This window comes from Burkholderia anthina (assembly GCF_902498995.1).
Classification (GTDB): Bacteria; Pseudomonadota; Gammaproteobacteria; order Burkholderiales; family Burkholderiaceae; genus Burkholderia; species Burkholderia anthina.
This window is the reverse complement of the sequence record NZ_CABVLY010000026.1, coordinates 1-26,693: the sequence shown is the minus strand read 5'-3', so window position 1 is coordinate 26,693 and position 26,693 is coordinate 1. Positions and strand designations below refer to the sequence as shown.

Genomic DNA, 26,693 nt, shown 5'->3' with positions numbered 1-26,693 from the left:
GCGTCGGGAAACGAAAGTCGGGAAATCGGTCAGCCGATGACGGAGCGCCACACGGCAATCACGAGCAGCGTCATGAAGGCGGCGATCAGGTCGTCGATCATGATGCCGAAGCCGCCGGTCATGCGGCGGTCGAAATAGCGGACCGGCGGCGGCTTGAGCATGTCGAACAGGCGGAACGCGACGAAGGCCCACAGCTGGCCGACGAAGGTCGCGGGCGTGACGAACAGCATCACGAGCCAGACCGCGACGATTTCGTCCCAGACGACGGGGCCCGGATCGGTCGCGCCCAGCCTGCGTGCTGTGAAGCCGGTGATCCACGTGCCGCCGACGAACCCGAGCGCGATCAGCGCCCACCATTCGGGCACCGTCAGATAGCGGTTCAGCACGACGAACGTCAGCCAGCCGAACAGCGAGCCGAACGTGCCGGGCATGAACGGCGCAAGGCCGCTGCCGAAGCCGAGCGACACGATGTGCGCCGGGTGCGACAGCATGAAGCGCGCGGTGGCGCGCTGCGGCACGTTCCGCGCGGCGCCGGGCGCGGCCGCGGTGTGCGCGGTCGTCGGGTCAGTCTGCATGGAAGTGATCGAAACCGTGCAACGTGAGCGTCAGGGGCGTGCCGGCGGCGTCGCGCCACGCGATCGCGGGCTGCTCCGACGGCGACGACAACGCGCGTATTGTACCGACTCGCGTGACCCGAACCCCGGCGCCGGCGCCGGCTGCGTCGACCGCCGCGCGGGCCGCGACGGGCGCGGTGAAGCACAGTTCGTAGTCGTCTCCGCCTGCCAGCGTGCATTGGCGCTGCACGGCGGGCGGCAGGGTCGCGAGCGCGGCCGAGCGCGGCACCGCGTCGGCGTCGATGTCGGCGCGCACGTTCGAGCGGGTCAGGATGTGCCGCAGGTCGCCGGCAAGGCCGTCCGAGATGTCGAGCGCCGCGTGCGCGACGCCCGCCAGCGCGAGGCCGAGCGCGATGCGCGGCTCGGGGCGCTCGAGCGCCTGCCGGAACGCCGCGGCTTCGGCCGCGCCGGCGGTCCATTCGCCGCGCGCGAGCCCGAGCCCGGCGCGCGCGTCGCCGAGCGTGCCGGACACCCAGATGTCGTCGCCGTCGCGTGCGGCATCGCGACGCAGCGCGGCATCCGGCGCGACTTCGCCGAACACGGTCACGCACAGGTTCAGCGGCCCGCTCGTCGTGTCGCCGCCGATCAGCTCGCAGCCGAACCGCTCGGCGAGCGCGAACAGGCCGTCGCTGAATGCCTCGAGCCACGCCGCGTCGGCGCGCGGCAGCGCGCACGCGAGCGTGAACGCGCGCGGTTCGGCGCCCATCGCCGCGAGATCCGACAGGTTCACCGCAAGCGTCTTGTGGCCGAGCGCGTCGGGCGCGACGGTGGGGAAGAAGTGGCGGCCTTCGACCAGCATGTCCGTCGAAATCGCCAGCAATTTTCCGGATCGCGGTGCGATCAGCGCGCAATCGTCGCCGATGCCGAGCGTCGACGCGCGCGGCCCCCGGGCTGCACGGCGTGCGAAGAAGCGGTCGATCAGCGAAAACTCGGAAAGGGCGGCTGGCACGGCGGGGAATCCGAAGTAATTGGGGGAACGGCATTGTACGAGGCGAACGGCGGCGTTCCTGCACCGTTCAGCCCATTTTTGTCGCGGCTGTTGCACCCGAATCGCCGGTCTGACGGGCTTCGATTGGCGCTACAATGCCGTCGAGCAGTCATTCTAATCCGCCCGTCACAAGACACATGTCGACCCAAGCCTCCTCCAAAGCCAAGCTCCGCGAAGCCGCTCTCGACTATCACGAATTCCCGACCCCGGGGAAGATCGCGATCGCCCCCACCAAGCAGATGATCAACCAGCGCGATCTCGCGCTCGCGTATTCGCCGGGCGTCGCGTATGCGTGTGAGGAAATCGTCGAGAACCCGCTGAACGCCGCGCGTTTCACGGCGCGCAGCAACCTGGTCGGTGTCGTCACGAACGGCACGGCGGTGCTCGGCCTCGGCAACATCGGCCCGCTCGCGTCGAAGCCGGTGATGGAAGGCAAGGCGGTCCTGTTCAAGAAGTTCGCCGGCATCGACGTGTTCGACATCGAGCTGAACGAGTCGGACCCGCACAAGCTGGTGGACGTGATCGCCGCGCTGGAGCCGACCTTCGGCGGGATCAACCTGGAAGACATCAAGGCGCCGGACTGCTTCATCGTCGAGCGCGAAGCGCGCAAGCGGATGAAGATTCCGGTCTTCCACGACGACCAGCACGGCACCGCGATCGTCGTGGCCGCGGCCGTCACGAACGGCCTGAAGGTCGTCGGCAAGGACATCAAGAAGGTCAAGCTGGTCGCGTCGGGCGCGGGGGCTGCCGCGCTCGCGTGTCTGGACCTGCTGGTCGACATCGGCCTGCCGCTCGAGAACATCACGGTGACCGACCTGGCCGGCGTGGTCTACAAGGGCCGCACCGAGCTGATGGACCCGGACAAGGAGCGTTTCGCCCGCGAAACCGACGCGCGCACGCTGGCGGAAGTGATCGACGGCGCGGACATCTTCCTCGGCCTGTCGGCTGCCGGCGTGCTGAAGCAGGAGATGGTGAAGGGCATGGCCGAGCGCCCGCTGATCCTCGCGCTCGCGAACCCGACCCCGGAAATCCTGCCGGAACTCGCACTCGAAGTGCGCCCGGACGCGGTGCTCGCGACCGGCCGTACCGACTATCCGAACCAGGTCAACAATGTCCTGTGCTTCCCGTTCATCTTCCGCGGCGCACTCGACGTCGGCGCGACGACGATCACGCGTGAAATGGAGATCGCGGCCGTCAATGCGATCGCCGAACTCGCGCAGCACGAGCAGAGCGACGTCGTCGCGACCGCGTACGGCATCCAGGATCTGTCGTTCGGGCCCGATTACCTGATTCCGAAGCCGTTCGATCCGCGCCTGATCGTGACGATCGCGCCGGCCGTCGCGCAGGCCGCGATGGACGGCGGCGTCGCGACGCGCCCGATCGAGGACATGGACGCGTACAGGCAGCACCTGCAGCAATTCGTGTATCACAGCGGCACGACGATGAAGCCGATCTTCCAGATCGCGCGCGCCGCGTCGGAAGAGAAGAAGCGCGTCGTGTTCGCGGAAGGCGAAGAAGAGCGCGTGTTGCGCGCCGTTCAGATCATCGTCGACGAGAAACTCGCGAAACCGATCCTGATCGGCCGCCCGGCGGTGATCGAGCACCGTATCCAGCGCTACGGCCTGCGTCTCACGCCCGGCACCGACTTCACGGTGGTCAACACCGAGCACGACGAACGCTACCGCGACTTCTGGCAGACGTACTACAAGCTGATGTCGCGCAAGGGCATCAGCGAGCAGCTCGCACGCGTCGAGATGCGCCGCCGCACGACGCTGATCGGCTCGATGCTCGTGAAGAAGGGCGAAGCGGACGGGATGATCTGCGGCACGATCAGCACCACGCACCGCCACCTGCACTTCATCGACCAGGTGATCGGCAAGCGCGCGGGCTGCAGCGTGTACGCGGCGATGAACGGCCTGGTGCTGCCGGGCCGTCAGATCTTCCTCGTCGACACGCACGTAAACGTCGATCCGACCCCGGAGCAGCTTGCCGAGATCACGATCATGGCGGCGGAAGAAGTGCGCCGTTTCGGCATCGAGCCGAAGGTCGCGCTGCTGTCGCACTCGAATTTCGGCACGAGCAACGCACCGTCGGCGCAGAAGATGCGCGATACGCTCGCGATCCTGCAGGAACGCGCGCCGGAGCTGAAGGTCGACGGCGAAATGCACGGCGACGTCGCGCTCGACGCGGCGCTGCGCAAGGAAATCCTGCCGGAATCGACGCTGGAAGGCGAAGCGAACCTGTTGATCCTGCCGAACATCGACGCGGCGAACATCGCGTACAACCTGCTGAAGACGGCTGCCGGCAACAACATCGCGATCGGGCCGATCCTGCTGGGCGCCGCCCAGCCGGTTCACGTGCTGACCGAATCGGCGACCGTTCGCCGCATCGTCAACATGGCGGCGCTGCTGGTCGCCGACGTGAACGCCTCGCGCTGACCCCGAACGCATGCGCCGTGCCGGTCGAACCGGTGCGGCGCGTCGGGAAAAATTGTAAACAAAAGCAAAAAGAGGCGTGCCCGCAATGGGCACGCCGTCGGGCACGGCGCGAACACGCTTCCCGCAAGCAACAGCAGCATCTCTCCACTCTGGGTAACGAGCGTGGCAAGGAGGCAGGGTCTCGCCATGCGAGAGATGCCGTTCGCATTTTATCCTATGTAAGATAAATGTAGTCTTGTTTAGATAAAAAATGTCCGGTTCGGTGCGGCCTGCGGCTTTCGATACCCAAACGAACATTGATTCGTGCGGACAATAGCGCTACGCTAACGCCTTTGTTGGTCGTCAACTACTTGATTTAACAGCGGGAACCCTGGTTCATGGCACGCAAGTGGCTCCGCAACGGCGCGCTCGCGTCCGTCTTCGCGATGTTCGCGATGGGTATCGTCGGCACCCCGACGGGCGGTCTGGTTTCCGCCGCTTATGCGCGGCAGGCCGTTTCGGCCGACATGGCCGTCGGCGGGCTCGATACGGTCCCGACCGCCCGTCTGCCGCGCGAGGCCGTGACCACGCTTGGCCTGATCGGCGCCGGCGGCCCCTATCCGTACGAGAAAGACGGCGTCGTATTCGGCAACCGCGAGCGGATCCTGCCGAAAGCGAAGCGCGGCTTCTATCACGAGTACACGGTGCCGACGCCGCGCGCGCGCAATCGCGGTGCGCGCCGGATCGTCTGTGGCGGGCCGTTGCGCCGGGTCGACAACTGTTACTACACGGACGACCACTACAACAGTTTTAAACGTATTGTTGAATGACTTCGGGATGAACGGAATGAGCGACTCCATCTACGCGCACGATACGGCGGCGGCGGAACTGTTCGCGGCCGGCGACGGCAATCTGTTTCAGCGCGTGATGCAATTACACGCGGCGGCACAGGCTGGCGGCGCGCCGGCGCAACAGGAAGCCGAGCCCGGGCTTTCATCGAACGAGGAGCCTATGAGCCTTTTCACGACCGTGCGACCCAATCTCGTGCAGTCGATCCGCGCGTTCCGCGTGCAGGATCTCGCCGACGAAGCCGGTCGGCTCGGCCAGCATTTCCTGTATGCGTATTGCGGCGCCGCGCAGTCCAAGCAGGAGGTGATGGAGACGATCGCGACGTCGTTCCTGTTTCCGAAGCATTTCGGAAAGAACTACGACGCGCTGTACGACTGCCTGACCGACCTCGTCGCGAAGGCAGGCGCCCAGCCCGGTTTCGTGATCGTCCTCGAAGGGCTGCCGATCGCGCAGAAATTCGACAAGGAAGGGCGCGAGACGCTGCTCGACGTGTTCCGCGAAGCCGCCGAATTCTGGGCCGAGCGCAAGGTCGCGTTTCGCGTGTTCTATTCGTTCGCGTAAGCGCGAAACCACTGGCCGCTCGCCCGCGGCCGATTCGATAAAAAGCCCGCGTCGCGCGGGCTTTTTTGCGTGCGCGGCCCGCCGGGATCAGGCCGCGCACGCCGCGTGAGCGGCGCCGGGATGCATCACCATCCGCCCCACCGCGCGGCCAGCGCCGCGAGCACGGCCGCGCCGGCGGTCTCGGTGCGCAGCACGCGCGGGCCGAGCGACAGCGCGGTGAAGCCGCGCGCGCGGGCCGCCTGCTCCTCGTCGGGCGACAGCCCGCCTTCCGGCCCGATCAGCAGCGTGACGGTCGCGGCAGGCGGCGCGTCGGGCAGCGATGCGAACGGGATGCTCGCACGCGGCGACAACAGCAGCCGCAGTTCGCCGTCGGCCGGTGCGGCCGGCAGCGTATCGAGCCACGCGCCGAAGCCGCGCACGTCGGCGACGTCGGGCACGCGGTTGCGCCCGCATTGTTCGCACGATGCGCGCACGACGCCGCGCCAGTGCGCGACGCGCTTGTCCGCGCGCTCGCCGGACAATTTCACGACGCCGCGCGCGGTCGACAGCGGTACGACCGCCGCGACGCCGAGCTCGACGGCTTTCTCGATCACCCAGTCCATCTTGTCGCCGCCGGCGATGCCTTGCGCGAGCGTCACGCGATAGGGCGGCTCGGCTTCGGCCGAATCGAATGTCTCGATCTGCGCGAGCGCGCTGCGCTTGTCGATCTCGACGAGCCGCGCGCGGTACTGGCCGCCGCTGCCGTCGAACAGCGCGAGCGCGTCGCCCGGCTGCAGGCGCAGCACCTGCGCGTGACGCGCGACGTCGGCCGGCAGCGCAAGCGTCGCATCGGCGCGCAGCGCGGTCTCGACGAAAAAGCGCGGCACGGCCGCGGTGGTGGTGGCTTCACTCATGCGTGGTGCGGCTCCGCTCATGTGCGCAGGCGGCGCGCGAGCGCCCAGCGGTAGCCGTCGAGATCCTCGATCTGGGCGAAGCGATCGCCCCAGAACTGGTCCTGCGGCGCGGTCAGGGACTTGGCGCCCGCATCGAGCGCGCGCTGCCAGGTGGCGTCGACGTCGTCGACATACAGATAGAACGACTGCGGCGCGGTTGCGCCCGCATGCTTCGGCGTGAGCGCGGTCGAGCCGAATGCGCCTTCGGGCGCGAACATCACGATCAGCTGGTCACGGTAGGTCATCTCGACGTGCATGATCGCGCCATCCTCGTCGAGCACGTCGCGCAGCGCGAAGCCGAATGCGGCCTTGAAGAACTCGATGGCCGCCTGCGCATTGCGGACAGCCAGGTAAGGCGTCAACCAAGGCACGTCGGCCGGACGTGGATCGGTCATGAAAATCTCCTGTCGAACGAACAGCGGGGGCGTGCGGGTGCTTCGGCGGGCGTCCGGCAGCGTTCCGGGGCTGCCTGCTCGCGCTCCGGCACGGGCGCGGGCGCACGCGCAATGGAACAGCGGAACGATGCGGCCGCCCGGAAGCTCAGCGGCGAACGCCCAGTGTATCGCGCAGCGCGCGTGGCAGGGCAAAGAGGGACGCATGCAGGCGCGCATCGTAGTAGCGCAAGCCGTGCACGCGGCGCGCGGCGAGACGTTCGTCGACGTCGTGCGCGAACAGCGCGGCCGCGTCGAGCGTGTCGCTCGCGATCGCCATCAGCCATTGCGAGCCGTACAGCGGCACGTGCGCCGACAGCGGATCGACCACCGCGAAGCACGCGCGCAGGTCGTCGAGCAGCGCGGCGATCCGCGACGCGTGGAACACGGGCGAGCCGAGGTGCATCGAGATCGCGCCGCACGGCGTCAGGATCCGCTTGAGCCGCGCATAGAACGCGCGCGTATAGAGGCCGGCGGCCGGCGAATCGGGCGGCGTGAGATCGAACACGACGAGGTCGAAATGCTCGACGGTCGACGCGACGAAATGCGCGGCGTCGCCGATCACGACCTCCACGCGCGGGTCGTCCAGCGCGCCCTGGTGTACATCGTCGAGATAGCGGCGGGCCATGCCGACCACTTCGTCGTCGAGCTCGGCGACGACGATCCGCTCGATGCACGCATGCTTGAGCAACTGGCGCGCCGCGCCGCCGTCGCCGCCGCCGAGCACGAGCGCCTTCCTCGGGCACGGATGCGCGAGCGCGGCCGGGTGCGTCATGCACTCGTGATAGACGTATTCGTCGCCGACCGACGTCATCGGCCGGCCGTCCAGCGTGAACAGGCGGCCGAGCTGCGGCGTTTCCCACACCTCGATGTGCTGGTGCGGCGACGCGACATGCGCGAGCCGCCGGGCGTTCGGGAAGCCGTAGGTGGCGTCGGGCGTCGGGTGAAAAAGGAGGGTCGTGCTCACGGGCGGGGCCGCTCAGGGCAGGCAGTTCCGACGTCTGAATTATAGGAGGCGCGCGGTTCGACGGAAAAGCGTGCCGGAACACCGCGCGCCGACAAGGGAAATGTCGGTCCATCTGTTAAAATGACGCGCTTTGCAGCCCCGTCCGTAGGCTCCGTCCGCTTCGCGTCCGTCAGGCGCCGCATCGCGCGCCCGGAACGATCGACGCTCGAGCTTCCGGATGCCGCCGTGCCCCCGTTTCCTCGACTCGTTCTCCGGACTCGACATGACGACTTCGTCTCCCGCCTCCACCACCCTGATGGCCAACGCGATCCGTGCGCTCGCGATGGACGCCGTCCAGCAAGCGAACTCCGGCCACCCCGGCATGCCGATGGGCATGGCCGAAATCGGCGTTGCGCTCTGGTCGCGCCACCTGAAGCACAACCCGACGAACCCGCACTGGGCAGATCGCGACCGCTTCGTGCTGTCGAACGGCCATGGCTCGATGCTGCTGTACTCGCTGCTGCACCTGACCGGCTACGACCTGCCGATGGAAGAGCTGAAGAACTTCCGCCAGCTGCACTCGAAGACCCCGGGCCACCCGGAATACGGCATCACGCCGGGCGTCGAGACGACCACCGGCCCGCTCGGCCAGGGTCTCGCGAACGCGGTCGGCATGGCGCTCGGCGAAGCGCTGATGGCGGACGAATTCAACCGTGACGGCGCGAAGATCGTCGATCACCACACGTACGTGTTCCTCGGCGACGGCTGCCTGATGGAAGGCATCTCGCACGAAGCCTGCTCGTTCGCGGGCACGCTGAAGCTGAACAAGCTGATCGCGCTGTACGACGACAACGGCATCTCGATCGACGGCGACGTCGTGAACTGGTTCCACGACGACACGCCGAAGCGCTTCGAGGCATACGGCTGGAACGTGATCCCGAACGTGAACGGCCACGACGTCGACGCGGTCGACGCGGCGATCGCGAAGGCGAAGCTGTCGGACAAGCCGACGCTGATCTGCTGCAAGACGGTGATCGGCAAGGGCGCGGCGACCAAGGCCGGCGGCCACGACGTGCACGGCGCGGCGCTCGGCGCGGAAGAAATCGCGAAGACGCGCGCGGCACTCGGCTGGACCTGGGAGCCGTTCGTGATTCCGCAGGAAGTCTATGCGGCATGGGATGCGAAGGAAGCCGGCAAGCGCGCCGAAACCGAATGGGACGCGACGTTCGCCGCCTATCGCGCGAAATTCCCGGCGGAAGCCGCCGAATTCGAGCGCCGGATGGCCAACAAGCTGCCGGCCGACTGGGCCGAGAAGGCAGCGGCGATCATCGCCGGCGCGAACGAGCGCGGCGAGACGGTGGCGACCCGCAAGGCGTCGCAGCAGGCGATCGAAGGGCTTGCCGCCGCGCTGCCCGAACTGCTCGGCGGCTCGGCCGACCTGACCGGTTCGAACCTGACGAACTGGAAGGCATCGAAGGCGGTGCGCGCGAATCCGGAAGGCGCGGGCGTGCTGCTCGGCAACCACATCAACTACGGCGTGCGCGAATTCGGCATGAGCGCCGCGATCAACGGCCTCGCGCTGCACGGCGGCCACAAGCCGTTCGGCGGCACGTTCCTGACGTTCTCCGACTACAGCCGCAACGCACTGCGCGTCGCCGCGCTGATGAAGGTTCCGTCGATCTTCGTGTTCACGCACGATTCGATCGGCCTCGGCGAAGACGGCCCGACGCACCAGTCGATCGAGCACGTGTCGAGCCTGCGCCTGATCCCGAACCACGACGTGTGGCGTCCGGCCGACACGGTCGAGACGGCCGTCGCCTGGACCCACGCGATCGCCGCCGACCGTCCGTCGAGCCTGATCTTCAGCCGCCAGAACCTCGCGTTCAACCCGCGTACCGATTCGCAGATCGCGAACATCGAGAAGGGCGGCTACGTGCTGAAGGACTGGGACGAAGAGATCGTCGCACGCAAGATCATCCTGATCGCGACGGGCTCGGAAGTCGAACTCGCGATGAAGGCGATCGAGCCGCTCGCGCAACAGGGCATCGCGGCCCGCGTCGTGTCGATGCCGTCGACCAACGTGTTCGACCGCCAGGACGCCGAATACCGCGAACGCGTGCTGCCGCACGGCGTGCGCCGCGTCGCGATCGAAGCGGGCGTGACCGCGTTCTGGCACAAGTACGTCGGCCTCGAAGGCGGCGTCGTCGGGATCGACACGTTCGGCGAATCGGCGCCGGCCGGCGTGCTGTTCAAGTACTTCGGTTTCACCGTCGAGCACGTCGTCGAGACCGCGAAGGCCGTGCTGGCCTGAAAGCATTCGCGACGCGCGCTCCCCTCGCGCGCGTCGCACCGTGAAGCTGCACGCAACGAATTTTTTTCAGCCATCAGGAGATAGACCATGACGATCCGCGTCGCAATCAACGGCTACGGCCGCATCGGCCGCAACACGCTGCGCGCGTTCTATGAAAACGGCAAGAAGCACGATCTCGAGATCGTCGCCATCAACGATCTGGGCGATGCGAAGACCAACGCGCACCTGACCCAGTACGACACCGCGCACGGCAAGTTCCCGGGTGAAGTGTCGGTCGACGGCGACTACCTCGTCGTGAACGGCGACAAGATCCGCGTGCTGGCGAACCGCAACCCGGCAGAACTGCCGTGGGGCGAGCTGGGCGTCGACGTCGTGATGGAATGCACGGGCTTCTTCACGACGAAGGAAAAGGCCAGCGCGCACCTGAAGGGCGGCGCGAAGAAGGTGATCATCTCGGCGCCGGGCGGCAAGGACGTCGACGCGACGATCGTCTACGGCGTGAACCACAACGTGCTGAAGGCCGAGCACACGGTCATCTCGAACGCATCGTGCACGACGAACTGCCTCGCGCCGCTCGTCAAGCCGCTGAACGACCAGATCGGCCTCGAAACCGGCCTGATGACGACGATCCATGCGTACACGAACGACCAGGTGCTGACCGACGTCTATCACGAAGACCTGCGCCGCGCGCGTTCGGCGACCCACAGCCAGATCCCGACGAAGACGGGCGCTGCGTCGGCCGTCGGCCTCGTGCTGCCGGAACTGAACGGCAAGCTCGACGGCTACGCGATCCGCGTCCCGACGATCAACGTGTCGGTCGTCGACCTGTCGTTCATCGCGAAGCGCGACACGACGGTCGAAGAAGTCAACGCGATCATGAAGGAAGCATCGGAAGGCGCGCTGAAGGGCATCCTCGGCTACAACGACGCACCGCTGGTGTCGATCGACTTCAACCACAACCCGGCTTCGTCGACGTTCGACGCAACGCTGACCAAGGTGTCGGGCCGCCTCGTCAAGGTGTCGAGCTGGTACGACAACGAGTGGGGCTTCTCGAACCGCATGCTGGATACGGCAGTCGCATTCGCGAACGCGAAGTAATCCCGCACGTTGCGCGGCCGCCGCAAGGCGGCATGGGCAGCGAACGAGCCCGGCCGGGTTTTCCGGCCGGGCTTTTTTTCGCCCCGCGTCATGGCCCGGCGTTGGCCGTCACGTGCTCGAGCGCGTCGACGAACGCGCGTTTGATCGCGCTGTCGAGGTCGGTCCACGCGAGGCCGATGCCGGTGCGGTGGCCCGCGAGGTCGAGCGGCCGCGCGAGCACGTTCGGCGGCAGCGCGCTTGCGGCTTCCGCCGGAATCAGCCCGATCCCCATCCCGGCTGCGACGAGCGCGAGCATCGTGGTGAATTCGCCGAACTCCTGCGCGATCTCGAGCGTCGTGCCCGCGCGGCTCAGCGCGAGCAGCATGTCGTCGTAAAAGCCTGGCGCGTAACGGCGCGCGAGCACGAATGCAGGCTGGCCGCGCAAGGCGTCCGGCGCGATCGCTTCGTGCGCGGCGAGCGGATGGTCGAGCGGCAGCGCGACGACGAAGCCTTCCTCCAGCACCACGCGCGTGTCGATGCCCGCATACGCGGCCGGCAGCCGGATCATTCCGAAATCGATGCGGCGGTCGCGCAGCGCCGCGATCTGGTCGGGCGTCGGCATGTCCTTCAGTTCGAGCGTGATCAGCGGATAGCGCTCGCGCATCGTGCGCAGCACGGCCGGCAGCAGCGCGGGCAGCACCGACGACACGAACGCGATGCGCAGCGTGCCGATCTCGCCGCGGCTCGACAGCCGCGCCATCTGCTCCGCGCGCGCGGCCTGCTGCAGCGTCGCCCGCGCTTCGGGCAGGAAGACGCGCCCGGTGTCGCTGAGTTCGACCTTGTGGCGGTCGCGCTCGAACAGGCGCGCGCCCAGTTCGTCCTCGAGCGCCTTGATCTGCATGCTCAGCGCGGACTGCACGATGAACAGGCGCTGCGCGGCGCGCCCGAAATGCAGCTCTTCCGCGAGCGTGACGAAGGCGCGCAATTGCTTGAGTTCCATGGTCGGCGGCCGGCAAGGGACGGTAATCGGATTTCATGATAACCGGATCAAAAAAGACCATTGGCGCGATGCCCGGCCGAGCGCCGAAGATAGCCTCAACGCGAGACCGGCCGCGACGGGCGGTCGGCTCGCCTGGTTTGAGGAGACATGCATGACCCACGCGCTTGACCGGTTCCGCCTCGACGGCCGCCGCGCACTGATCACCGGTTCCGGACGCGGGATCGGACTGACGCTTGCCCGCGGGCTCGCCGAAGCCGGCGCGGCGATCGTGATCAACGATCGCAATGAGCAAAAGGCCGCGACGCTCGTGCGCCACTTCCGCGAGGAAGGGTTCGTCGCCGATTACGCGGTGTTCGACGTCGCCGAGCACGCGCAGGTGCGCGCGGCGATCGACGATTTCGAGGCGCGCGTCGGCGCGATCGACATCCTCGTGAACAACGCGGGCATCCAGCGCCGCGCGCCGCTCGACGCATTCGAGCCGGACGACTGGCACGCGCTGATGCGTGTGAATCTCGACGGCGTGTTCAACACCGCGCAGGCGGTGGCGCGCCACATGATCGCGCGCGGCCGCGGCAAGATCATCAACATCTGTTCGGTGCAGAGCGAGCTCGCGCGGCCGACGATCGCGCCGTATGCGGCGACGAAGGGCGCGGTGCGGATGCTGACGAAAGGGATGTGCGCCGACTGGGCGCGCCACGGCATCCAGGCGAACGGCCTCGCGCCCGGCTATTTCGAAACCGAACTGAATCGCGCGCTGGTCGACGACGCGGCGTTTTCGGACTGGCTGTGCAAGCGCACGCCGGCCGGCCGATGGGGACAGGTCGACGAGCTGTGCGGCGCGGCAATTTTCCTCGCGTCGGCGGCGTCCGATTTCGTGAACGGCCAGACGCTGTTCGTCGACGGCGGGCTGACCAGCGCCGTCTGAGCGGTGGTGCTTGGCGCCGCGTGCGCAGCACCGTCGAGCCGGTTCGGGCCGGCATCCGAATTCCCAGAAGAGCCCGCCGCACGAGCGGGCCGATGTCCGGCGCATCCGGCGCCGGGTTCCGGAATGGAAGGCAGGAGACAGGAGACAACGATGGATCGCAATACCCCGCGGCGCGATGCAATGCCCGCCACGTCGGCCGACACCGCCGAGCGGCACGGCGTCGACCAGAAGCAGCTCAACCGCGCGGCATGGACCTGCTCGCTCGGCAGCGCGCTCGAATACTACGATTTCGCGCTGTACACGCTCGCGTCGGCGCTGGTCTTCGGGCCGCTGTTCTTTCCGTCGCAAACCGTCGAGACGCGGCTGATCGCGAGCTTCGGCACGTATTTCGTCGGCTTTGCGGTGCGCCCGCTCGGCGGCGTCATCTTCGGCGTGCTCGGCGACCGGATCGGCCGCAAGTTCGTGCTGACCGCGACGGTGCTGCTGATGGGCATCGCCAGCACGCTGATCGGCGTACTGCCGACCTATGCGAGCGCCGGCTACTGGGCGCCCGCGCTTCTTGTGCTGCTGCGCATCCTGCAGGGCCTCGGCGCCGGCGCGGAGCAGGCCGGCGCGGCCGTGCTGATGACCGAATACGCACCGCCGGGCAAGCGCGGCTTCTACGCGTCGCTGCCGTTTCTCGGGATCCAGCTCGGCACGGTGCTCGCGGCGGCCGTCTATTTCCTGCTGCTCGCGAACCTCGACCACGTCACGGACGGCTGGGGCTGGCGCGTGCCGTTCCTGTTCAGCGCGGTGATCGTCGCGGTCGGGGTCTACATGCGGGCGCGGCTGCACGAGTCGCCGACCTTCGTGCGGCTCGAGAAGCGCGCGCAGGTATTGGCGAATCCGCTGAAGAGCGCCGTGCAGCACTCCAAGCGCACGTTGCTGATCGGCATCGGGCTGCGGATGGCGGAGAACGGCGGCTCGTCGATCTACCAGGCGCTCGCAATCAGCTATCTCGCCGGGGTGATCGGGATGAAGGGGCCGATCGGCGCGCTCGCGCTGGTGTGCGCGGCCACCGTCGGCGCGTGCACGGTGCCGCTCGCGGGGCGACTGAGCGACCGCTTCGGCCGGGTGCGCGTGTACCGCACGTTCGCGTGGCTGCAGCTCGCGCTCGCGTTCCCGGTGTGGTGGATCTTCAGCCAGGGGAACGTGGTGGCCAGCGTGATCGCGATCTCGGTCGCGCAAGGCTTCGCGAACTGGGGGATGCTCGGCGCGCAGGCCGCGCTGCTGCCGGAACTGTTCGGCGCGCGGCATCGCTACATGGGCGTGTCGTTTGCGCGTGAAGTGTCGGCCGTGCTCGCCGGCGGAATCGCGCCGCTGATCGGCGCGATGCTGATCGCGACCGTGATCGCGCTGCACGGCGGCGATCACGCGGCCGGCGTGCATGCCTGGGTGCCGATCGCCGCATACCTGGTGCTGCTTACGCTGATCACGCTGTTCACCACCGCGCGGATGCCGGAGACGCTGAACCGCGATCTCGACGATCCGCTCGACGCGGCGCAGGCGCAGCCGGCCCCGGATGCCGAACCGCTCGCGCGGCACGCATGAGCGCGCTGCCGGGCGGCTGACGCGGCCCGGCACGCACGCCGATTTCAACTTATTTCGACAGGAGCAAGCGCAGATGGCGCACGATTCGACCCGGCGGCCCGAGCTGCTGATGACGGGCCCCTACCAGCCGTGGGACGACGCATGGCTGTCGACCGGCTATCACGTCCACCGGCTGTGGGAGGCCGCCGACCGCACGGCGTTTCTCGCCGAACACGGTGCCGGCGTGCGCGCGATCGCGACGCGCGGCGACCTCGGCGCCGATGCCGCGCTGATCGCCGCACTGCCGCGGCTCGAGATCATCTCGTGCTACGGCGTCGGCACTGACGCGATCGATCTCGCCGCGGCACGCGAGCGCGGCATCCGCGTGACCAATACGCCCGACGTGCTGACCGGCGACGTCGCCGATCTCGGCGTCGGGCTCACGCTTGCGCTGCTGCGCCGGATCGGTGCCGGTGACGCGTACGTGCGCTCCGGCGCATGGCGCGACGGCGACATGCCGCTCGTCACGCGCCTGTATGGCAAGCGCGTCGGCATTGTCGGCTTCGGCCGGATCGGCACGACGCTCGCGCGCCGGTTGTCCGGCTTCGACGTCGAGCTCGGCTATTTCGACGTCGCGCCGCGCGCGGACAGCCCGCATCTTTTCTTCGGCCAACTGACCGAGCTGGCCGGCTGGTGCGACGTGCTGATCGTCACGCTCGCGGGCGGCGCGTCGACGCGCCATCTCGTCGACGCGACCGTGCTCGATGCGCTCGGCCCGCACGGCTATCTGGTGAACGTGTCGCGCGGCACGACCGTCGACGAACCCGCGCTGCTCGACGCGCTCGAGCGCGGCGCGATCGCCGGCGCGGCGCTCGACGTGTTCTGGAACGAACCGAACATCGACCCGCGTTTCCTCGCGTTGCAGAACGTGCTGCTGCAGCCGCATCATGCGAGCGGCACCGTCGAGACGCGTCAGGCGATGGGCTGGCTCGTGCGCGACAACCTCGCCGCGCACTTCGCCGGCGCGCCGCTGCTCACGCCGGTCGTCTGAGGAGGGTGGTCATGCGTATGCGTTGCATGTGTGTCGTGATCCACGGGCCGAACGACCTGCGGCTCGAAGAGCAGGACGCCGGCGAGATCGGCCCGGGCCAGGTGCGCGTCGATGTCGCGATGGGCGGCATCTGCGGCTCCGACCTGCATTACTTCCGGCACGGCGGCTTCGGCGCGATCCGGCTGCAGCAGCCGATGGTGCTCGGCCATGAAGTGGCCGGCACGGTGGCGGCGGTCGCGCCGGACGTGACGGCGGTGAAGGTCGGCGATCGCGTCGCGGTCAATCCGAGCCGCCCATGCGGCGCGTGCCGCTACTGTCTCGAAGGGTTGCCGAACCAGTGCCTCGACATGCGCTTCTACGGCAGCGCGATGCGCATGCCGCACGTGCAGGGCGCGTTTCGCAACGCGCTCGTGTGCGACGCGGCGCAGTGCGTGAAAGTGGCCGATCACGTGCCGCTGTCGCTCGCGGCGCTTGCCGAGCCGTTCGCGGTCGGGCTGCACGCGGTGTCGCGCGCGGGGCCGCTGATCGGCCGGCGCGTGCTGGTGTCGGGATGCGGGCCGATCGGCGTGCTGGCGGTCGCGGCGGCGCGCGTGCACGGCGCGGCGGAGATCGTCGCGACCGACGTGGTCGATGCGCCGCTCGACGTGGCGCGCGCGCTCGGCGCCGACCAGACGATCAACGCGGCGACCGATAGCGGCTGGGTTGCGCGCTACGGTGCCGACAAGGGGACGTTCGACGTGATGATCGAGTGTTCCGGCAATGCGCGCGCACTGCGCGACGGCCTCGACGTGATGCGGCCGCGCGGCGTCGTCGTGCAGCTCGGGCTTGGCGGCGACGTCAGCCTGCCGCAGAACGTGGTGGTCGCGAAGGAGCTGTCGATCTGCGGGTCGTTCCGCTTCCACGCGGAGTTCGCGCTTGCGGTGCAGTTGATCAATGCGGGGCGCGTCGATCTCGCGCCGGCCGTGACGCGCGTGTTTCCGATGCGCGAAGCGAACGATGCGTTCGAGCTGGCCGGCGACCGGCAACGCGCGATGAAGGTGCTGATCGATTTCGCGGACGCGACTGCGTGACCGTTCGCTGACGGCGCGCGACGGCGCGCATGCAAAAAAGGCACGCCCGCGATGCGCGGAGCGTGCCTTTTTATTGGCCGGTGCGAAAGCCGGTTACTGCGTGACTTGCCGCACGCCGACGCGTTGCGATGCGAGCCACAAGGCGATCAGCACGCCGGACAGCGCGGCGCCGGCGATGCACACGCCGCGCCAGCCGTCGACGCCGTACGCGACGCTCGCCGCGAACGACCCGAACGCGCCGCCGATGAAGTAGCTCGTCAGGTAGATCGTCGTCACGCGGCTGCGCGCGTTGCCGGCGAGCGCATAGATCACGCTCTGGTTCGAGATGTGCATGCCCTGCACGCCGACATCGAGCAGCAGGATGCCCGCGATCAATGCGACGAGCGAGTGCGCGCCGGTCGCGATCAGCGCGAACGAGGCGAGCACGGCCGCCGCGAACAACCCGGTCGCCGCGTTGCCGTGGCCGCGATCGACGAGCCGGCCGGCCGACGTCGCCGCGAGCGCGCCCACCGCACCGACGATGCCGAACAGCCCGATCTGCCCTTCGGAGTAGCCGTACGGCGGCTGGCTCAGCAGGAACGTGAGGCCTGTCCACAGCAGGCTGAAGCACGCGAACACGAGCGCGCCGTACGTCGAGCGCAGCGCGATCAACGGCTGCGCGCGCACCAGCGCGACGAGCGACTTCATCAGCGCCGCGTAGTCGAGCCGCGCGTGGCGGCGATCCTTCGGCAGCTTCACCGCGAGCACGGCGGTCAGCGCGAGGATCATCACCGCGGCGATTGCGTACACCGCGCGCCAGCCGAACCCGTCGGCGATCGCGCCGGCCGCGACGCGCGCGAGCAGGATCCCGAGCAGCAGCCCGCTCATCACGGTGCCGACCGCGCGGCCGCGCGTGCGCGCGTCGGCGAGCGACGCGGCGAACGGCACGAGCAACTGCGTCGAGCAGGTGACGAAGCCGAGCGCGATGTTCGCGACGACGAACATCGTGAAGTTCGTGCTGGACGCGACGGCCACCAGCGCGATCACGTTGAGCACGAGCAGCCGCACGATCAGCGTGTGGCGGTTGACCGCGTCGCCGAGCGGCACGATCAGCAGCAGGCTTGCCGCGTAGCCGAGCTGCGTCAGCGTGACGAGGTAGCCGAGCTCGGCGGGCGGGCGGCCGAAACTGCGCGCGATCGCGGCGAGCAGCGGCTGCGCGTAATAGATGTTGCCGATGACGATGCCGCACGCGCACGCGAACAGCAGCGTCATGGCGCGGGTCAGTGGGGGATGGTTGTCGTGATGCGGTTCCATGGTTGCGAAAAAACGGCGGCGACCGGCGGCGCGGTCGGCTGCGCGGGGATTGCGGAAATCGGGGCCGGCGCAACGGATCGGCGATGAGCCGATGCGCGCCGGGCGGAGCGTGGCCGGCGCCCGGGTGGGGCGGCGGCGGATCGTCGTGCGGCGCGGGGCAGGGCGGGCCCGGGCGTGCCGCTCCGGTGCGGCGGCGGGCGCCATACGCGGGAGCGGAAGTGCGTATGATGCGGGAATCGAAGCATAGCGTCCAAGACTGGATCGTTATGGTATTCATTGGTGCAGCCAATACCTGAGTCGCGCATGCTCCTTCGCCACATCCGCTATTTCCTGGCCGTCGCCGAACAGCGCAGCTTCACGCGCGCGGCCGACGCGCTGCACGTGTCGCAGCCGACGCTGTCGCAGCAGGTGCGCCAGCTCGAGGACATGCTCGGCGTGCAGCTGTTCGACCGCTCGGGCCGCACGGTGCGGCTCACCGAGTTCGGCGAAGTCTATGCGCGCCACGCGCGCGCGGCGCTGCACGAGCTCGATACCGGCCAGCGCGCGCTGCACGACGTCGCCGATCTCGGCAGCGGTTCGCTGCGGCTCGCGATGATGCCGACCTTCGCGGCCTACCTGAGCGGCTCGCTGATCGACGCGTTCCATGCGGATTTTCCGAACGTCGCGCTGACGATCGACGCGATGCCGCAGGAGCGCATCGAGGCGCTGCTGGCCGACGACCGGCTCGACGCGGGCTTCGCGTTCATGCCGCCGCGCGCGCCGGACATCGACGCGCTGCCGTTGTGGGACGAGCCGCTCGCGCTCGTGACGGGCCGCACGCATCGCCTGGCCCGCCGTCGCCGCGCGCTGAGCCCGGCCGAACTCGTCGGCGAACCGCTGGTGCTGCTGAGCCGCGCGTTCGCGACGCGCGAAAGCATCGACCGGTATTTCATCGAGCAGGGGGCGCAGCCGAAGATCGCGATCGAGACGAACACGGTCAGCGCGGTGCTGGAACTCGTGCGCTGCGGGCGGCTCGCGACGGTGCTGCCCGATGCGGTCGCGCGCGAGAGCGGCGATCTGTGCGCGCTGGAGATCGATCCGCCGCTGCCGGCGCGCACGGCCGCACTGCTCACGCGCAAGGGCGCGTACCGCAGCGTCGCGGCGCGCGCATTCATCGAGCGCGCGCTCGCGTATCGCGATCCGTCGGGAGGATGACCGGGATGGCCGGCGACCGGTTGCGGCGCCGGCCGCGCGGGCGGTGCTCAGGCGCTCAGGCGTTCAAGCGCTCAGGCGCGCGGCGTCGGGAAGAAGATGCCCGCGCGCTGCGCGGCGTTGGCGATGTGCGTCTCGATCGCGGTGCCCGCGGCGGCCGCATCGCGGGCAATCAGCGCATCGACGATCGCGCGGTGTTCGTGCCACGTCGACAGCAGCAGCTCGCGCCGGTAGAACGGCATGCGCTGGCTTTCCTTCATGATGTCCGCGCTGCTGCGCAGTACCGATTCGATCGCCGCGTTGCCCGCGAGATGGATGATCCGCATGTGGAAGTCGAAGTCGAGTCGCGACGCCTCGTCGAGCGCGCTCTCGGTCAGCGCGACGTGCAGGTCGGCGAGATTGTTCTCGAACCATGCGATGTCGTCGTCGGTGACGACGTGCGCCGCCATGCGCGCGGCAAACCCTTCGAGCGCGTAGCGCATCTGGTACGTGTCGGGCGGCGACGACTGCTCGGCGAACCGCCACGCGTGGGCGGCCGTCGCCTGCGCGCTTTCGACATAGACGCCCTTGCCCGCGCGGATGCGCAGCATCCCGAGCGCCTCGAGCGTCGACAGCGCCTCGCGCAGCGACGCGCGGCTGATCTCCAGCTCCTCGGAGAGCTGCCGCTGGGCCGGCAGCAGGCTGCCGACCGGATACACGCCTGCCTCGATCCGGTCGCGGATCGTCGAGATGGCGGCGTCGGTCACGGTGTGTGGAACGTTCTTCATGATGTGAGCGATGGCCGGTCTGACCAGCATTGTAATCCGCACGCAGGCGGTGCATGAGCGACCTACGGGAAAGCCACGATCCGCCCCGATCCGGTGCATGCCGGCCCCATGCCGAGGGGCGGGAAATCCCTATTTGATCCGTCCTTGACGCGACTATATCGGCTTCCTACTATCCACCATAACATCACTGGTCTTACCAGTATGAACAGACGAAACTGCAACCGTTGGATCGGGAGAGCGCCGTGTCGAAATTCCTCAATTCGCTGTTTGGCCGGGTAGTCGTCGCACTGATACTGGGGGTCGCGCTCGGCGCGTTCTTCCCGCATTTCGCCGAGTCGTTGCGACCGCTCGGCGACGGCTTCCTGAAACTCATCAAGATGGTCATCGGCCCGATCGTGTTCTGCGTCGTGGTCAGCGGGATGGCCAATGCGGGCGACCTGAAGAAGGTCGGCCGGGTCGGCCTGAAGGCGGTCGTCTACTTCGAGGTGATGACGACGATCGCGCTCGGCATCGGGCTTGCGCTCGCGTGGCTCACGCGCCCGGGCGTCGGGATGAACATCGACCTGCGCTCGCTCGATGCGGCGTCGCTCGCGTCGTATGCGAAGAACGCCGAAAGCCTGAAGGACACGGCCGGCTACCTGATGAAGATCATCCCCGAGACCGCGATCGACGCGTTCGCGAAGGGCGACATCCTGCAGATCCTCGTGTTCGCGGTGCTGTTCGGCTCCGCGCTGTCGCTGCTCGGCGACAAGGCGCAACGCGTGAACAGCCTGATCGAGGAACTGTCGCACGTGTTCTTCCGCATCATCGGCTTCATCATCAAGCTCGCACCGCTCGGCGTGCTCGGCGCGATCGCGTTCACGACCGGCAAGTACGGCGTGGCGTCGCTCAAGCAGCTCGGCTATCTCGTCGCGGTGTTCTACCTGAGCTGCTTCGTGTTCGTCACGGTCGTGCTCGGCATCGTGATGCGGCTCGCGGGCTTCTCGGTGTTCAAGCTGATCCGCTATCTGCGCGAGGAACTGTCGATCGTGCTGGGCACGGCATCGTCCGACGCGGTGCTGCCGCAGGTGATGAGCAAGCTCGAATACATGGGCATCAAGGATTCGACGGTCGGCCTCGTGATTCCGACCGGCTACTCGTTCAACCTCGACGGCTTCTCGATCTACCTGACGCTCGCCGTGCTGTTCATCGCGCAGGCCACCAACACGCCGCTGTCGACGCATGACCTGATCGTCGTGCTGCTCGTGTCGCTCGTCACGTCCAAGGGCGCGCACGGGATTCCGGGTTCGGCGATCGTGATCCTCGCGGCGACGCTGTCGGCGATCCCCGCGATCCCGGTGCTCGGCCTCGTGCTGATCCTGCCGGTCGACTGGTTCGTCGGCATCGCCCGCGCGCTGACCAACCTGATCGGCAACTGCGTCGCGACGGTCGTCGTCGCGGTGTGGGAGCACGACATCGACCGGGCCCGTGCGAAGCGCGTGCTGAACCGCGAACTGCGCTACGTGCCGGCCGACGAACAGGGCCGCGCCGCAACGGTCGCGGGCGACCAGGCCCACGCGCTCTGAGCGCGAGTGCGCGCGGCGCGGCTTCCCCGGCCGTCCCGCGCGATGTGAATGACATGCGACCGGCGCGACCATGCGCCGGCGCTTTCCAAAATCTCTGGAGACGACATGGCAGCCCCCATCCTCGATCCGAACGCGCCGGCCTTCACGCGGCGCTACATGAACCTCGCCGATCCGCGCCTGGGCGCGCAGGCGCTCTTCGCCAGCGACGAATTCTTCGCGCCGAAGGAGCGCATGCTCGATCCCGAGCCGGCCGTGTTCATTCCCGGCAAGTACGACGACCACGGCAAGTGGATGGACGGCTGGGAGACGCGCCGCAAGCGCACCACCGGCCACGACTTCTGCGTGGTCCGGCTCGCGCGGCCCGGCGTGATCTACGGCGTCGATCTCGACACGAGCCACTTCACCGGCAACTTCCCGCCGGCCGCGTCGATCGAGGCCTGCGCGGTGGACGGCGACACGCCGCCTGACGACGCCGCATGGCGCACGATCGTCCCCGCGACGACGCTGCAGGGCAATTCGCACCACTACGTGAGCGTCGACGACGCGCAGCCGGTCACGCATCTGCGCGTGAACCTGTATCCGGACGGCGGGCTCGCGCGGCTGCGCGTGTACGGCCAGCCGCAGCGCGACTGGCGCCATGTGCCGGCCGGCGAGCTCGTCGATCTCGCGGCGATCGAGAACGGCGGCTACCTGGTGGCGGCGAACAACCAGCACTTCGGGCCGGCCTCGCAGATGCTGATGCCGGGGCGGGGCGCGAACATGGGCGACGGCTGGGAAACGCGGCGCCGCCGCGAGCCCGGCAACGACTGGGCGATCGTCGCGCTGGCGCGCCCGGGTATCATCCGGCGCGTCGAGGTCGATACGGCGTTCTTCAAGGGCAACTTTCCCGACCGCTGTTCGCTGCAGGCCGCGCAGGTCACGGGCGGCACCGACGATTCGCTCGTCACGCAGGCGATGTTCTGGGCCGAACTGCTCGGCGAGCAGAAGCTGCAGATGGATCACGTGCACACGTTCGACCTGCTCGCGGCGCTCGGCCCCGTCACGCACGTGCGCTTCAACATCTTCCCGGACGGCGGCGTGTCGCGCCTGCGTCTGTGGGGCGAGCCGGCTTGACGGAGGGCGAAGGCATGAGCGGACCCCATATCCTGCGCGTCGAGCGCCTGACCCGCGAAGCGTTCTCGCCGTTCGGCGACGTGATCGCGCTCGAAGGCGCGCGGCATTTCCCGATCAACGGCGGCACGACCGAGCGGTTCCACGATCTTGCGGCGATCGACGTCTGCGCGGACGGCGGCCGGCCGCTCGTCAGCATGTTTCGTGCGCAGCCGCGCGCGCTGCCGGTCGCGATCACGCTGATGGAGCGTCATCCGCACGGCAGCCAGGCGTTCATCCCGCTGGCGGCCGTGTCGCGCTACGCGATCGTCGTCGCGCCGGCCGGCGAATTCCGGCCCGACGCGATGCGTGCGTTCCTCGCCGAAGGCTGGCAGGGCGTGAATTACGCGAAGGGCGTGTGGCACCACCCGCTGCTCGCGCTCGACGCGGTCAGCGATTTCGTGATCGTCGATCGCGGCGGGCCGCAGCCGAACTGCGACGAGATCCCGCTCGACGACGCGTGGGCGCTGGAGTTCGAACCGGCCTGCGCGAGCGCGGCCTGACGCGCGGCGCGGCCGGCATCGGGCGCCACGCCGTGGCCGGTGCGCGGCCGCATGCTCGAGAACGTTTCCATCCGGGCCCGTTTGTCACGCGGGCCGCGTCACATTGATCCTGTCCCGAAAACGACACGGCCCGGGCGGCGAGATGCCGGCCGGGCCGTTGCGCATGCGCGAATGGTGCGGATCAGTGCTTGCGGTGCGGGCAGTTCTCGGTCGTGCAGGAACCGTACATCGCGAGCGAGTGTTCCTGGAGGCGGAAGCCGCGTTCCTTCGCGATCGCTTGCTGGCGGCTTTCGATTTCGGCGTCGAAGAACTCTTCGACGCGGCCGCAATCGAGACACACGAGGTGATCGTGGTGCGAACCTTCGTTCAGTTCGAACACGGCCTTGCCGGATTCGAAGTTGCTGCGCGTGAGCAGGCCCGCCTGCTCGAACTGCGTCAGCACGCGGTAAACCGTGGCGAGCCCGATGTCGAGCTGTTCGTTGAGCAGGTTCCGGTAGACGTCTTCGGCCGTCAGGTGACGCACGGGGCTCTGCTGGAAGATCTCGAGAATCTTGAGGCGCGGTAGGGTGGCCTTTAGCCCGATATTCTTGAGATCCGTCGGATTGGTCATGGCTAGGCATCCCTAGAGTACAATGCAGGGCTTCAATGTTACCGGCTTTTCGCCGTTCCAGAAACACGCGCGGCTCGCGACGCGGGCCAGCACGGTGACGGAAATGATCCCAGAATCTCTTTCGCACTTTCAGAGGAGTCGCATGCGGAGTGCCATCATCGCTGCCGCCGCCGTTGCCGCGCTGGCTGGTTGTTCGTCGTACGACAGCGTGACGCAGCGCATCGCGCAGAGCATCACGCCCTATCGGATCACTGTCGTGCAGGGCAACTTCGTGTCGCAGGAAAAGGCCGCGCAGCTGCAGGCCGGGATGTCGCGCGAGCAGGTCCGCGCGCTGCTCGGCACGCCGCTGCTGACCGACATGTTCCATGCCGACCGCTGGGATTACCTCTTTTACTTCAAGCGCGGCTCGACGGCAGTCGTCCAGCAGCGCGACCTCGTGCTGACGTTCTCGGGCGACCGGCTCGCGAGCTGGTCGGGTGCCGAGAACCTGCCTTCCGAACTCGACCTGCTGGCCGATATCGACGGCGATCGCGGCGGCAAGAAGGCGAAGGCCGCGGCCGCGGCGAAGCGGGCGTCCGAAGCCGCTGCCGCGAGCGCGGCGCAGGCCACCGCTGCTGCTGCCGCGAGCCCGGTTGCCGAGCCGGCATCCGGCGCGGCGGTCGACCAGGACGCGAACGCGCAGGCCGCACGCGCGGCGAACCGCGCGACCAACCAGGTATCGGGGCAGGGGGCGGCCGCGCGCCGCTTCACGCCGTCCGCGCAGGTCTCGAGCGGCGCACCGGTGCCGGGCGGCCAGCCGCCGGGCGTGGCGCCGGCGATCCAGCCGCAGTTCCAGTTCCATCGTCCGCCGCAGCCGAACGTGTCGAACGACACGGCGCAGCCCGTCGGCCCGCAGGGCTCGGACACGCTGCAGAACCAGCCGCTCACCGCGCCGGCGCAGTAAGCGGCCGGCGTGCGGAAACGGGGCGGCGTGCGCCGCCCGCCTTTAGACCTGTCGTGTAGAAAGCCATGAAGATTGCGATTGCCGGTGCATCGGGCCGTATGGGCCGGATGCTGATCGAAGCCGTTCTCAACGATTCCGACGCGCAGCTCGTCGGCGCGCTCGACCGCGCCGATTCGCCGTTCCTCGGCCAGGACGCGGGCGCGTTCCTCGGCAAGGAAACCGGGATCAAGCTGACCGACGACCTCGACGCCGTGTTCGCGCAGGCCGACTACCTGATCGACTTCACGCGTCCGGAAGGCACGATCGCGCACGTCGAAGCCGCGCTGCGCCACGACGTGAAGCTCGTGATCGGCACGACCGGCTTCACCGCCGAGCAGAAGGCGGAGCTGCAGGCCGCGGCAGGCAGGATCGGCATCGTGTTCGCGGCGAACATGAGCGTCGGCGTGAACGTCACGTTGAAGCTGCTCGAATTCGCGGCGAAGCATTTCTCGCACGGCTACGACATCGAGATCATCGAGGCGCATCACCGTCACAAGGTCGATGCGCCGTCGGGCACCGCGCTGATGATGGGCGAGGCCGTCGCCGGCGCGCTCGGGCGCTCGCTCGACGAATGTGCGGTGTACGGCCGCCAGGGCGTGACGGGCGAACGCGATCCGTCGACGATCGGCTTTGCGGCGGTGCGCGGCGGCGACATCGTCGGCGACCACACCGTGCTGTTCGCCGGGATCGGCGAACGGATCGAGATCACGCACAAGTCGTCGAGCCGCGTGTCGTACGCGCAGGGCGCGCTGCGTGCGGTCCGCTTCCTGTCGGCGCGTGGCGCCGGCCTGTTCGACATGCAGGACGTGCTCGGCCTGCGCTGACCCTCACGGGGAAACTCCGATGGCCATTCCCACCGGCGTTGTCCACTACCTCGAAAGCGGCGATGCGATCACGCACGCCGTCGCCTACGTGCTGCTGGCGATGTCCGTCGCCAGCTGGTGCTTCCTCCTCATGAAAGCCTGGCTCCTGGTCCGCGCGAAGCGGCAGGGGCCGCGCGCGCTCGCCGCGTTCTGGCGCGCGCCGTCGCTCGACGCGGGCATCGCCGCGCTCGTCGGCGCCGATCGCGAACGCGTGTTCGTGCCGCTTGCCGAAGCCGCGCGCGACGCGGCCGACGAACACGATCCGGCCGCGCTGGCCGCGCGCGTGGAGCGCAGCGAACGCGTGCTGCGCGCGCTGCGTCACGCGATGCTGCGCTCGCAGCGCCGGCTCGAGTTCGGCCAGGTGCTGCTCGCGTCGATCGGCAGCACCGCGCCGTTCGTCGGGCTGCTCGGCACCGTGTGGGGCATCTATCACGCGCTCGGCAGCATCGCCGCGAGCGGGCAGGCGCAGATCGAGAACGTCGCGGGGCCGGTCGGCGAAGCGCTGATCATGACCGCGTTCGGGCTCGTGGTCGCGATTCCCGCGGTGCTCGCGTACAACATCCTCGGGCGGCTCGTGCGGCAGCTCGCCGAGGAACTCGACGGCTTCGCGCGCGACCTGCACGTGTTCGTCTGCGCGCAGGGCGCCTGACGCGCGGCCCGGAGGAACGACCATGGCATTCGGCGGACTGGAGCACCACAAGACGTCCGCGCCGATGGCGGAGATCAACATGACGCCGCTGATCGACGTGATGCTCGTGCTGCTCGTCATCTTCATCATCACCGCGCCGCTGATGACGCACGCGATCCGGCTCGATCTGCCGAAGGTCGCGGCCAGCGTCGCGCGCGACACGCCGCAATCGGTCACGCTGTCGATCGACGACGCCGGCAAGCTGTTCTGGGACGACACGCCCGTCGCGCTCGACGCGCTGCCCGCGCGCTTTCGGGCCGCCGCCGCGGGCGCCGCGCCGCCGGAGCTGCGGCTGCGCGCGTCGCGCGCGACGCGCTACGACGTGATCGCGCAGGTGATGG

Annotated in this window: 26 protein-coding genes; 17 read left to right on the top strand and 9 right to left on the bottom strand. The window is 68.5% G+C overall.

Going from position 1 to position 26,693, the window contains the following annotated elements; all coding sequences use genetic code 11:
- Positions 1–29: 29 nt before the first annotated feature.
- Positions 30–575, bottom strand: a complete 546-nt coding sequence (locus BME24068_RS27650) for a phosphatidylglycerophosphatase A family protein (protein WP_174927964.1) — start codon at positions 573–575, stop codon at positions 30–32.
- Entirely contained in the window at positions 565–1,563 is a 999-nt protein-coding gene (thiL, locus tag BME24068_RS27645; protein ID WP_096506282.1) for a thiamine-phosphate kinase, read from the bottom strand. The genes BME24068_RS27650 and thiL overlap by 11 nt, the downstream gene beginning before the upstream one ends.
- Positions 1,564–1,697: 134 nt before the next feature.
- Between thiL and BME24068_RS27640 the strand changes: the two genes are divergently transcribed.
- The 3 genes from BME24068_RS27640 to BME24068_RS27630 all read left to right on the top strand — a co-directional run bounded on the left by BME24068_RS27640 (position 1,698) and on the right by BME24068_RS27630 (position 5,429).
- Positions 1,698–4,040 carry an NADP-dependent malic enzyme gene (locus tag BME24068_RS27640; protein ID WP_275404963.1) on the top strand — a complete coding sequence of 781 codons (2,343 nt, stop codon included), beginning with the start codon at positions 1,698–1,700 and terminating at the stop codon, positions 4,038–4,040.
- Between the two features lie 377 nt (positions 4,041–4,417).
- A complete protein-coding gene (locus BME24068_RS27635) occupies positions 4,418–4,849 on the top strand; it encodes a ribonuclease (protein WP_174927963.1) in 432 nt (143 codons plus the stop codon).
- 16 nt (positions 4,850–4,865) lie between these two features.
- On the top strand, positions 4,866–5,429 hold the full coding sequence (locus BME24068_RS27630) for a barstar family protein (protein ID WP_096506396.1): 564 nt from the start codon (positions 4,866–4,868) through the stop codon (positions 5,427–5,429).
- A gap of 125 nt (positions 5,430–5,554) precedes the next feature.
- On the opposite strand, the gene BME24068_RS27625 is transcribed toward BME24068_RS27630, so the two are convergent.
- The 3 genes from BME24068_RS27625 to speE form a co-directional block, all read right to left on the bottom strand.
- Positions 5,555–6,322, bottom strand: a complete 768-nt coding sequence (locus BME24068_RS27625) for a 16S rRNA (uracil(1498)-N(3))-methyltransferase (RefSeq protein ID WP_096506290.1) — start codon at positions 6,320–6,322, stop codon at positions 5,555–5,557.
- 17 nt (positions 6,323–6,339) lie between these two features.
- A complete protein-coding gene (locus tag BME24068_RS27620; RefSeq protein WP_096506292.1) occupies positions 6,340–6,756 on the bottom strand; it encodes a VOC family protein in 417 nt (138 codons plus the stop codon).
- A 145-nt stretch (positions 6,757–6,901) separates the two neighbouring features.
- Entirely contained in the window at positions 6,902–7,759 is an 858-nt protein-coding gene (gene speE / locus BME24068_RS27615; protein WP_096506294.1) for a polyamine aminopropyltransferase, read from the bottom strand.
- Positions 7,760–7,976: 217 nt separating this feature from the next.
- Between speE and tkt the strand changes: the two genes are divergently transcribed.
- Together tkt and gap are read left to right on the top strand one after the other, a co-directional pair.
- Complete coding sequence (gene tkt / locus BME24068_RS27610) at positions 7,977–10,049, top strand: transketolase (protein ID WP_096506296.1); 2,073 nt, start codon at positions 7,977–7,979, stop codon at positions 10,047–10,049.
- Between the two features lie 87 nt (positions 10,050–10,136).
- The gene (gene gap, locus BME24068_RS27605) at positions 10,137–11,147 is read left to right on the top strand and encodes a type I glyceraldehyde-3-phosphate dehydrogenase (RefSeq protein WP_096506298.1); all 1,011 of its coding nucleotides are present in this window, start codon (positions 10,137–10,139) and stop codon (positions 11,145–11,147) included.
- Positions 11,148–11,235: 88 nt separating this feature from the next.
- On the opposite strand, the gene BME24068_RS27600 is transcribed toward gap, so the two are convergent.
- Positions 11,236–12,126: a LysR family transcriptional regulator gene (locus BME24068_RS27600; RefSeq protein ID WP_096506300.1), complete on the bottom strand. Its 891-nt coding sequence runs from the start codon at positions 12,124–12,126 to the stop codon at positions 11,236–11,238.
- A 151-nt stretch (positions 12,127–12,277) separates the two neighbouring features.
- Between BME24068_RS27600 and BME24068_RS27595 the strand changes: the two genes are divergently transcribed.
- The 4 genes from BME24068_RS27595 (at position 12,278) to BME24068_RS27580 (ending at position 16,741) form a co-directional block, all read left to right on the top strand.
- Positions 12,278–13,051 (top strand): SDR family NAD(P)-dependent oxidoreductase, encoded by a 774-nt coding sequence (locus tag BME24068_RS27595; protein WP_174927962.1) that lies wholly within the window; start codon positions 12,278–12,280, stop codon positions 13,049–13,051.
- A gap of 150 nt (positions 13,052–13,201) precedes the next feature.
- Positions 13,202–14,641, top strand: a complete 1,440-nt coding sequence (locus tag BME24068_RS27590) for an MFS transporter (protein ID WP_096506304.1) — start codon at positions 13,202–13,204, stop codon at positions 14,639–14,641.
- Between the two features lie 73 nt (positions 14,642–14,714).
- Positions 14,715–15,671 carry a 2-hydroxyacid dehydrogenase gene (locus tag BME24068_RS27585; RefSeq protein ID WP_096506397.1) on the top strand — a complete coding sequence of 319 codons (957 nt, stop codon included), beginning with the start codon at positions 14,715–14,717 and terminating at the stop codon, positions 15,669–15,671.
- 11 nt (positions 15,672–15,682) lie between these two features.
- A complete protein-coding gene (locus tag BME24068_RS27580) occupies positions 15,683–16,741 on the top strand; it encodes an L-idonate 5-dehydrogenase (protein ID WP_174927961.1) in 1,059 nt (352 codons plus the stop codon).
- 93 nt (positions 16,742–16,834) lie between these two features.
- Here the strand turns inward: BME24068_RS27580 and BME24068_RS27575 are convergent, their stop codons facing one another.
- Positions 16,835–18,034, bottom strand: coding sequence for an MFS transporter (locus BME24068_RS27575; protein WP_174927960.1), 1,200 nt, complete (start codon positions 18,032–18,034; stop codon positions 16,835–16,837).
- A gap of 303 nt (positions 18,035–18,337) precedes the next feature.
- Here BME24068_RS27575 and cynR point away from each other — a divergent pair, with 303 nt between their 5' ends.
- On the top strand, positions 18,338–19,228 hold the full coding sequence (gene cynR / locus BME24068_RS27570; protein WP_096506308.1) for a transcriptional regulator CynR: 891 nt from the start codon (positions 18,338–18,340) through the stop codon (positions 19,226–19,228).
- A gap of 71 nt (positions 19,229–19,299) precedes the next feature.
- Here cynR and BME24068_RS27565 read toward each other — a convergent pair whose 3' ends face one another.
- Entirely contained in the window at positions 19,300–20,022 is a 723-nt protein-coding gene (locus tag BME24068_RS27565; protein ID WP_096506312.1) for a FadR/GntR family transcriptional regulator, read from the bottom strand.
- A gap of 212 nt (positions 20,023–20,234) precedes the next feature.
- Between BME24068_RS27565 and BME24068_RS27560 the strand changes: the two genes are divergently transcribed.
- The 3 genes from BME24068_RS27560 (at position 20,235) to BME24068_RS27550 (ending at position 23,209) form a co-directional block, all read left to right on the top strand.
- Positions 20,235–21,557: a C4-dicarboxylate transporter DctA gene (locus BME24068_RS27560; RefSeq protein WP_096506398.1), complete on the top strand. Its 1,323-nt coding sequence runs from the start codon at positions 20,235–20,237 to the stop codon at positions 21,555–21,557.
- A 105-nt stretch (positions 21,558–21,662) separates the two neighbouring features.
- A complete protein-coding gene (gene alc / locus BME24068_RS27555; RefSeq protein WP_174927959.1) occupies positions 21,663–22,670 on the top strand; it encodes an allantoicase in 1,008 nt (335 codons plus the stop codon).
- Between the two features lie 14 nt (positions 22,671–22,684).
- Positions 22,685–23,209 (top strand): ureidoglycolate lyase, encoded by a 525-nt coding sequence (locus BME24068_RS27550; RefSeq protein ID WP_174927958.1) that lies wholly within the window; start codon positions 22,685–22,687, stop codon positions 23,207–23,209.
- Positions 23,210–23,390: 181 nt separating this feature from the next.
- Here the strand turns inward: BME24068_RS27550 and fur are convergent, their stop codons facing one another.
- Positions 23,391–23,819, bottom strand: coding sequence for a ferric iron uptake transcriptional regulator (gene fur / locus BME24068_RS27545; RefSeq protein ID WP_006753314.1), 429 nt, complete (start codon positions 23,817–23,819; stop codon positions 23,391–23,393).
- A gap of 142 nt (positions 23,820–23,961) precedes the next feature.
- On the opposite strand from fur, the gene BME24068_RS27540 reads away from it, so the two are divergent.
- The 4 genes from BME24068_RS27540 to BME24068_RS27525 form a co-directional block, all read left to right on the top strand.
- Positions 23,962–24,762, top strand: coding sequence for an outer membrane protein assembly factor BamE (locus tag BME24068_RS27540; protein WP_096506318.1), 801 nt, complete (start codon positions 23,962–23,964; stop codon positions 24,760–24,762).
- A gap of 65 nt (positions 24,763–24,827) precedes the next feature.
- A complete protein-coding gene (gene dapB, locus BME24068_RS27535) occupies positions 24,828–25,625 on the top strand; it encodes a 4-hydroxy-tetrahydrodipicolinate reductase (RefSeq protein WP_096506320.1) in 798 nt (265 codons plus the stop codon).
- A 19-nt stretch (positions 25,626–25,644) separates the two neighbouring features.
- Entirely contained in the window at positions 25,645–26,313 is a 669-nt protein-coding gene (locus BME24068_RS27530; RefSeq protein WP_124827152.1) for a MotA/TolQ/ExbB proton channel family protein, read from the top strand.
- A 22-nt stretch (positions 26,314–26,335) separates the two neighbouring features.
- On the top strand, positions 26,336–26,693 hold a 358-nt coding region (locus tag BME24068_RS27525; RefSeq protein WP_174927957.1), incomplete at its 3' end, for an ExbD/TolR family protein.

Coding starts and splice junctions, on each gene's coding strand:
- BME24068_RS27630 (WP_096506396.1), top strand. CDS start 4,866: ATGAGCGACTCCATCTACGCGCACGATACGGCGGCGGCGGAACTGTTC.
- BME24068_RS27600 (WP_096506300.1), bottom strand. CDS start 12,126: ATGGAACTCAAGCAATTGCGCGCCTTCGTCACGCTCGCGGAAGAGCTG.
- tkt (WP_096506296.1), top strand. CDS start 7,977: ATGCCGCCGTGCCCCCGTTTCCTCGACTCGTTCTCCGGACTCGACATG.
- BME24068_RS27625 (WP_096506290.1), bottom strand. CDS start 6,322: ATGAGTGAAGCCACCACCACCGCGGCCGTGCCGCGCTTTTTCGTCGAG.
- BME24068_RS27585 (WP_096506397.1), top strand. CDS start 14,715: ATGGCGCACGATTCGACCCGGCGGCCCGAGCTGCTGATGACGGGCCCC.
- BME24068_RS27635 (WP_174927963.1), top strand. CDS start 4,418: ATGGCACGCAAGTGGCTCCGCAACGGCGCGCTCGCGTCCGTCTTCGCG.
- BME24068_RS27620 (WP_096506292.1), bottom strand. CDS start 6,756: ATGACCGATCCACGTCCGGCCGACGTGCCTTGGTTGACGCCTTACCTG.
- BME24068_RS27640 (WP_275404963.1), top strand. CDS start 1,698: ATGCCGTCGAGCAGTCATTCTAATCCGCCCGTCACAAGACACATGTCG.
- BME24068_RS27650 (WP_174927964.1), bottom strand. CDS start 575: ATGCAGACTGACCCGACGACCGCGCACACCGCGGCCGCGCCCGGCGCC.
- dapB (WP_096506320.1), top strand. CDS start 24,828: ATGAAGATTGCGATTGCCGGTGCATCGGGCCGTATGGGCCGGATGCTG.
- fur (WP_006753314.1), bottom strand. CDS start 23,819: ATGACCAATCCGACGGATCTCAAGAATATCGGGCTAAAGGCCACCCTA.
- BME24068_RS27575 (WP_174927960.1), bottom strand. CDS start 18,034: ATGGAACCGCATCACGACAACCATCCCCCACTGACCCGCGCCATGACG.
- BME24068_RS27550 (WP_174927958.1), top strand. CDS start 22,685: ATGAGCGGACCCCATATCCTGCGCGTCGAGCGCCTGACCCGCGAAGCG.
- BME24068_RS27565 (WP_096506312.1), bottom strand. CDS start 20,022: ATGCTGGTCAGACCGGCCATCGCTCACATCATGAAGAACGTTCCACAC.
- BME24068_RS27530 (WP_124827152.1), top strand. CDS start 25,645: ATGGCCATTCCCACCGGCGTTGTCCACTACCTCGAAAGCGGCGATGCG.
- gap (WP_096506298.1), top strand. CDS start 10,137: ATGACGATCCGCGTCGCAATCAACGGCTACGGCCGCATCGGCCGCAAC.
- BME24068_RS27540 (WP_096506318.1), top strand. CDS start 23,962: ATGCGGAGTGCCATCATCGCTGCCGCCGCCGTTGCCGCGCTGGCTGGT.
- alc (WP_174927959.1), top strand. CDS start 21,663: ATGGCAGCCCCCATCCTCGATCCGAACGCGCCGGCCTTCACGCGGCGC.
- BME24068_RS27590 (WP_096506304.1), top strand. CDS start 13,202: ATGGATCGCAATACCCCGCGGCGCGATGCAATGCCCGCCACGTCGGCC.
- BME24068_RS27580 (WP_174927961.1), top strand. CDS start 15,683: ATGCGTATGCGTTGCATGTGTGTCGTGATCCACGGGCCGAACGACCTG.
- BME24068_RS27595 (WP_174927962.1), top strand. CDS start 12,278: ATGACCCACGCGCTTGACCGGTTCCGCCTCGACGGCCGCCGCGCACTG.
- cynR (WP_096506308.1), top strand. CDS start 18,338: ATGCTCCTTCGCCACATCCGCTATTTCCTGGCCGTCGCCGAACAGCGC.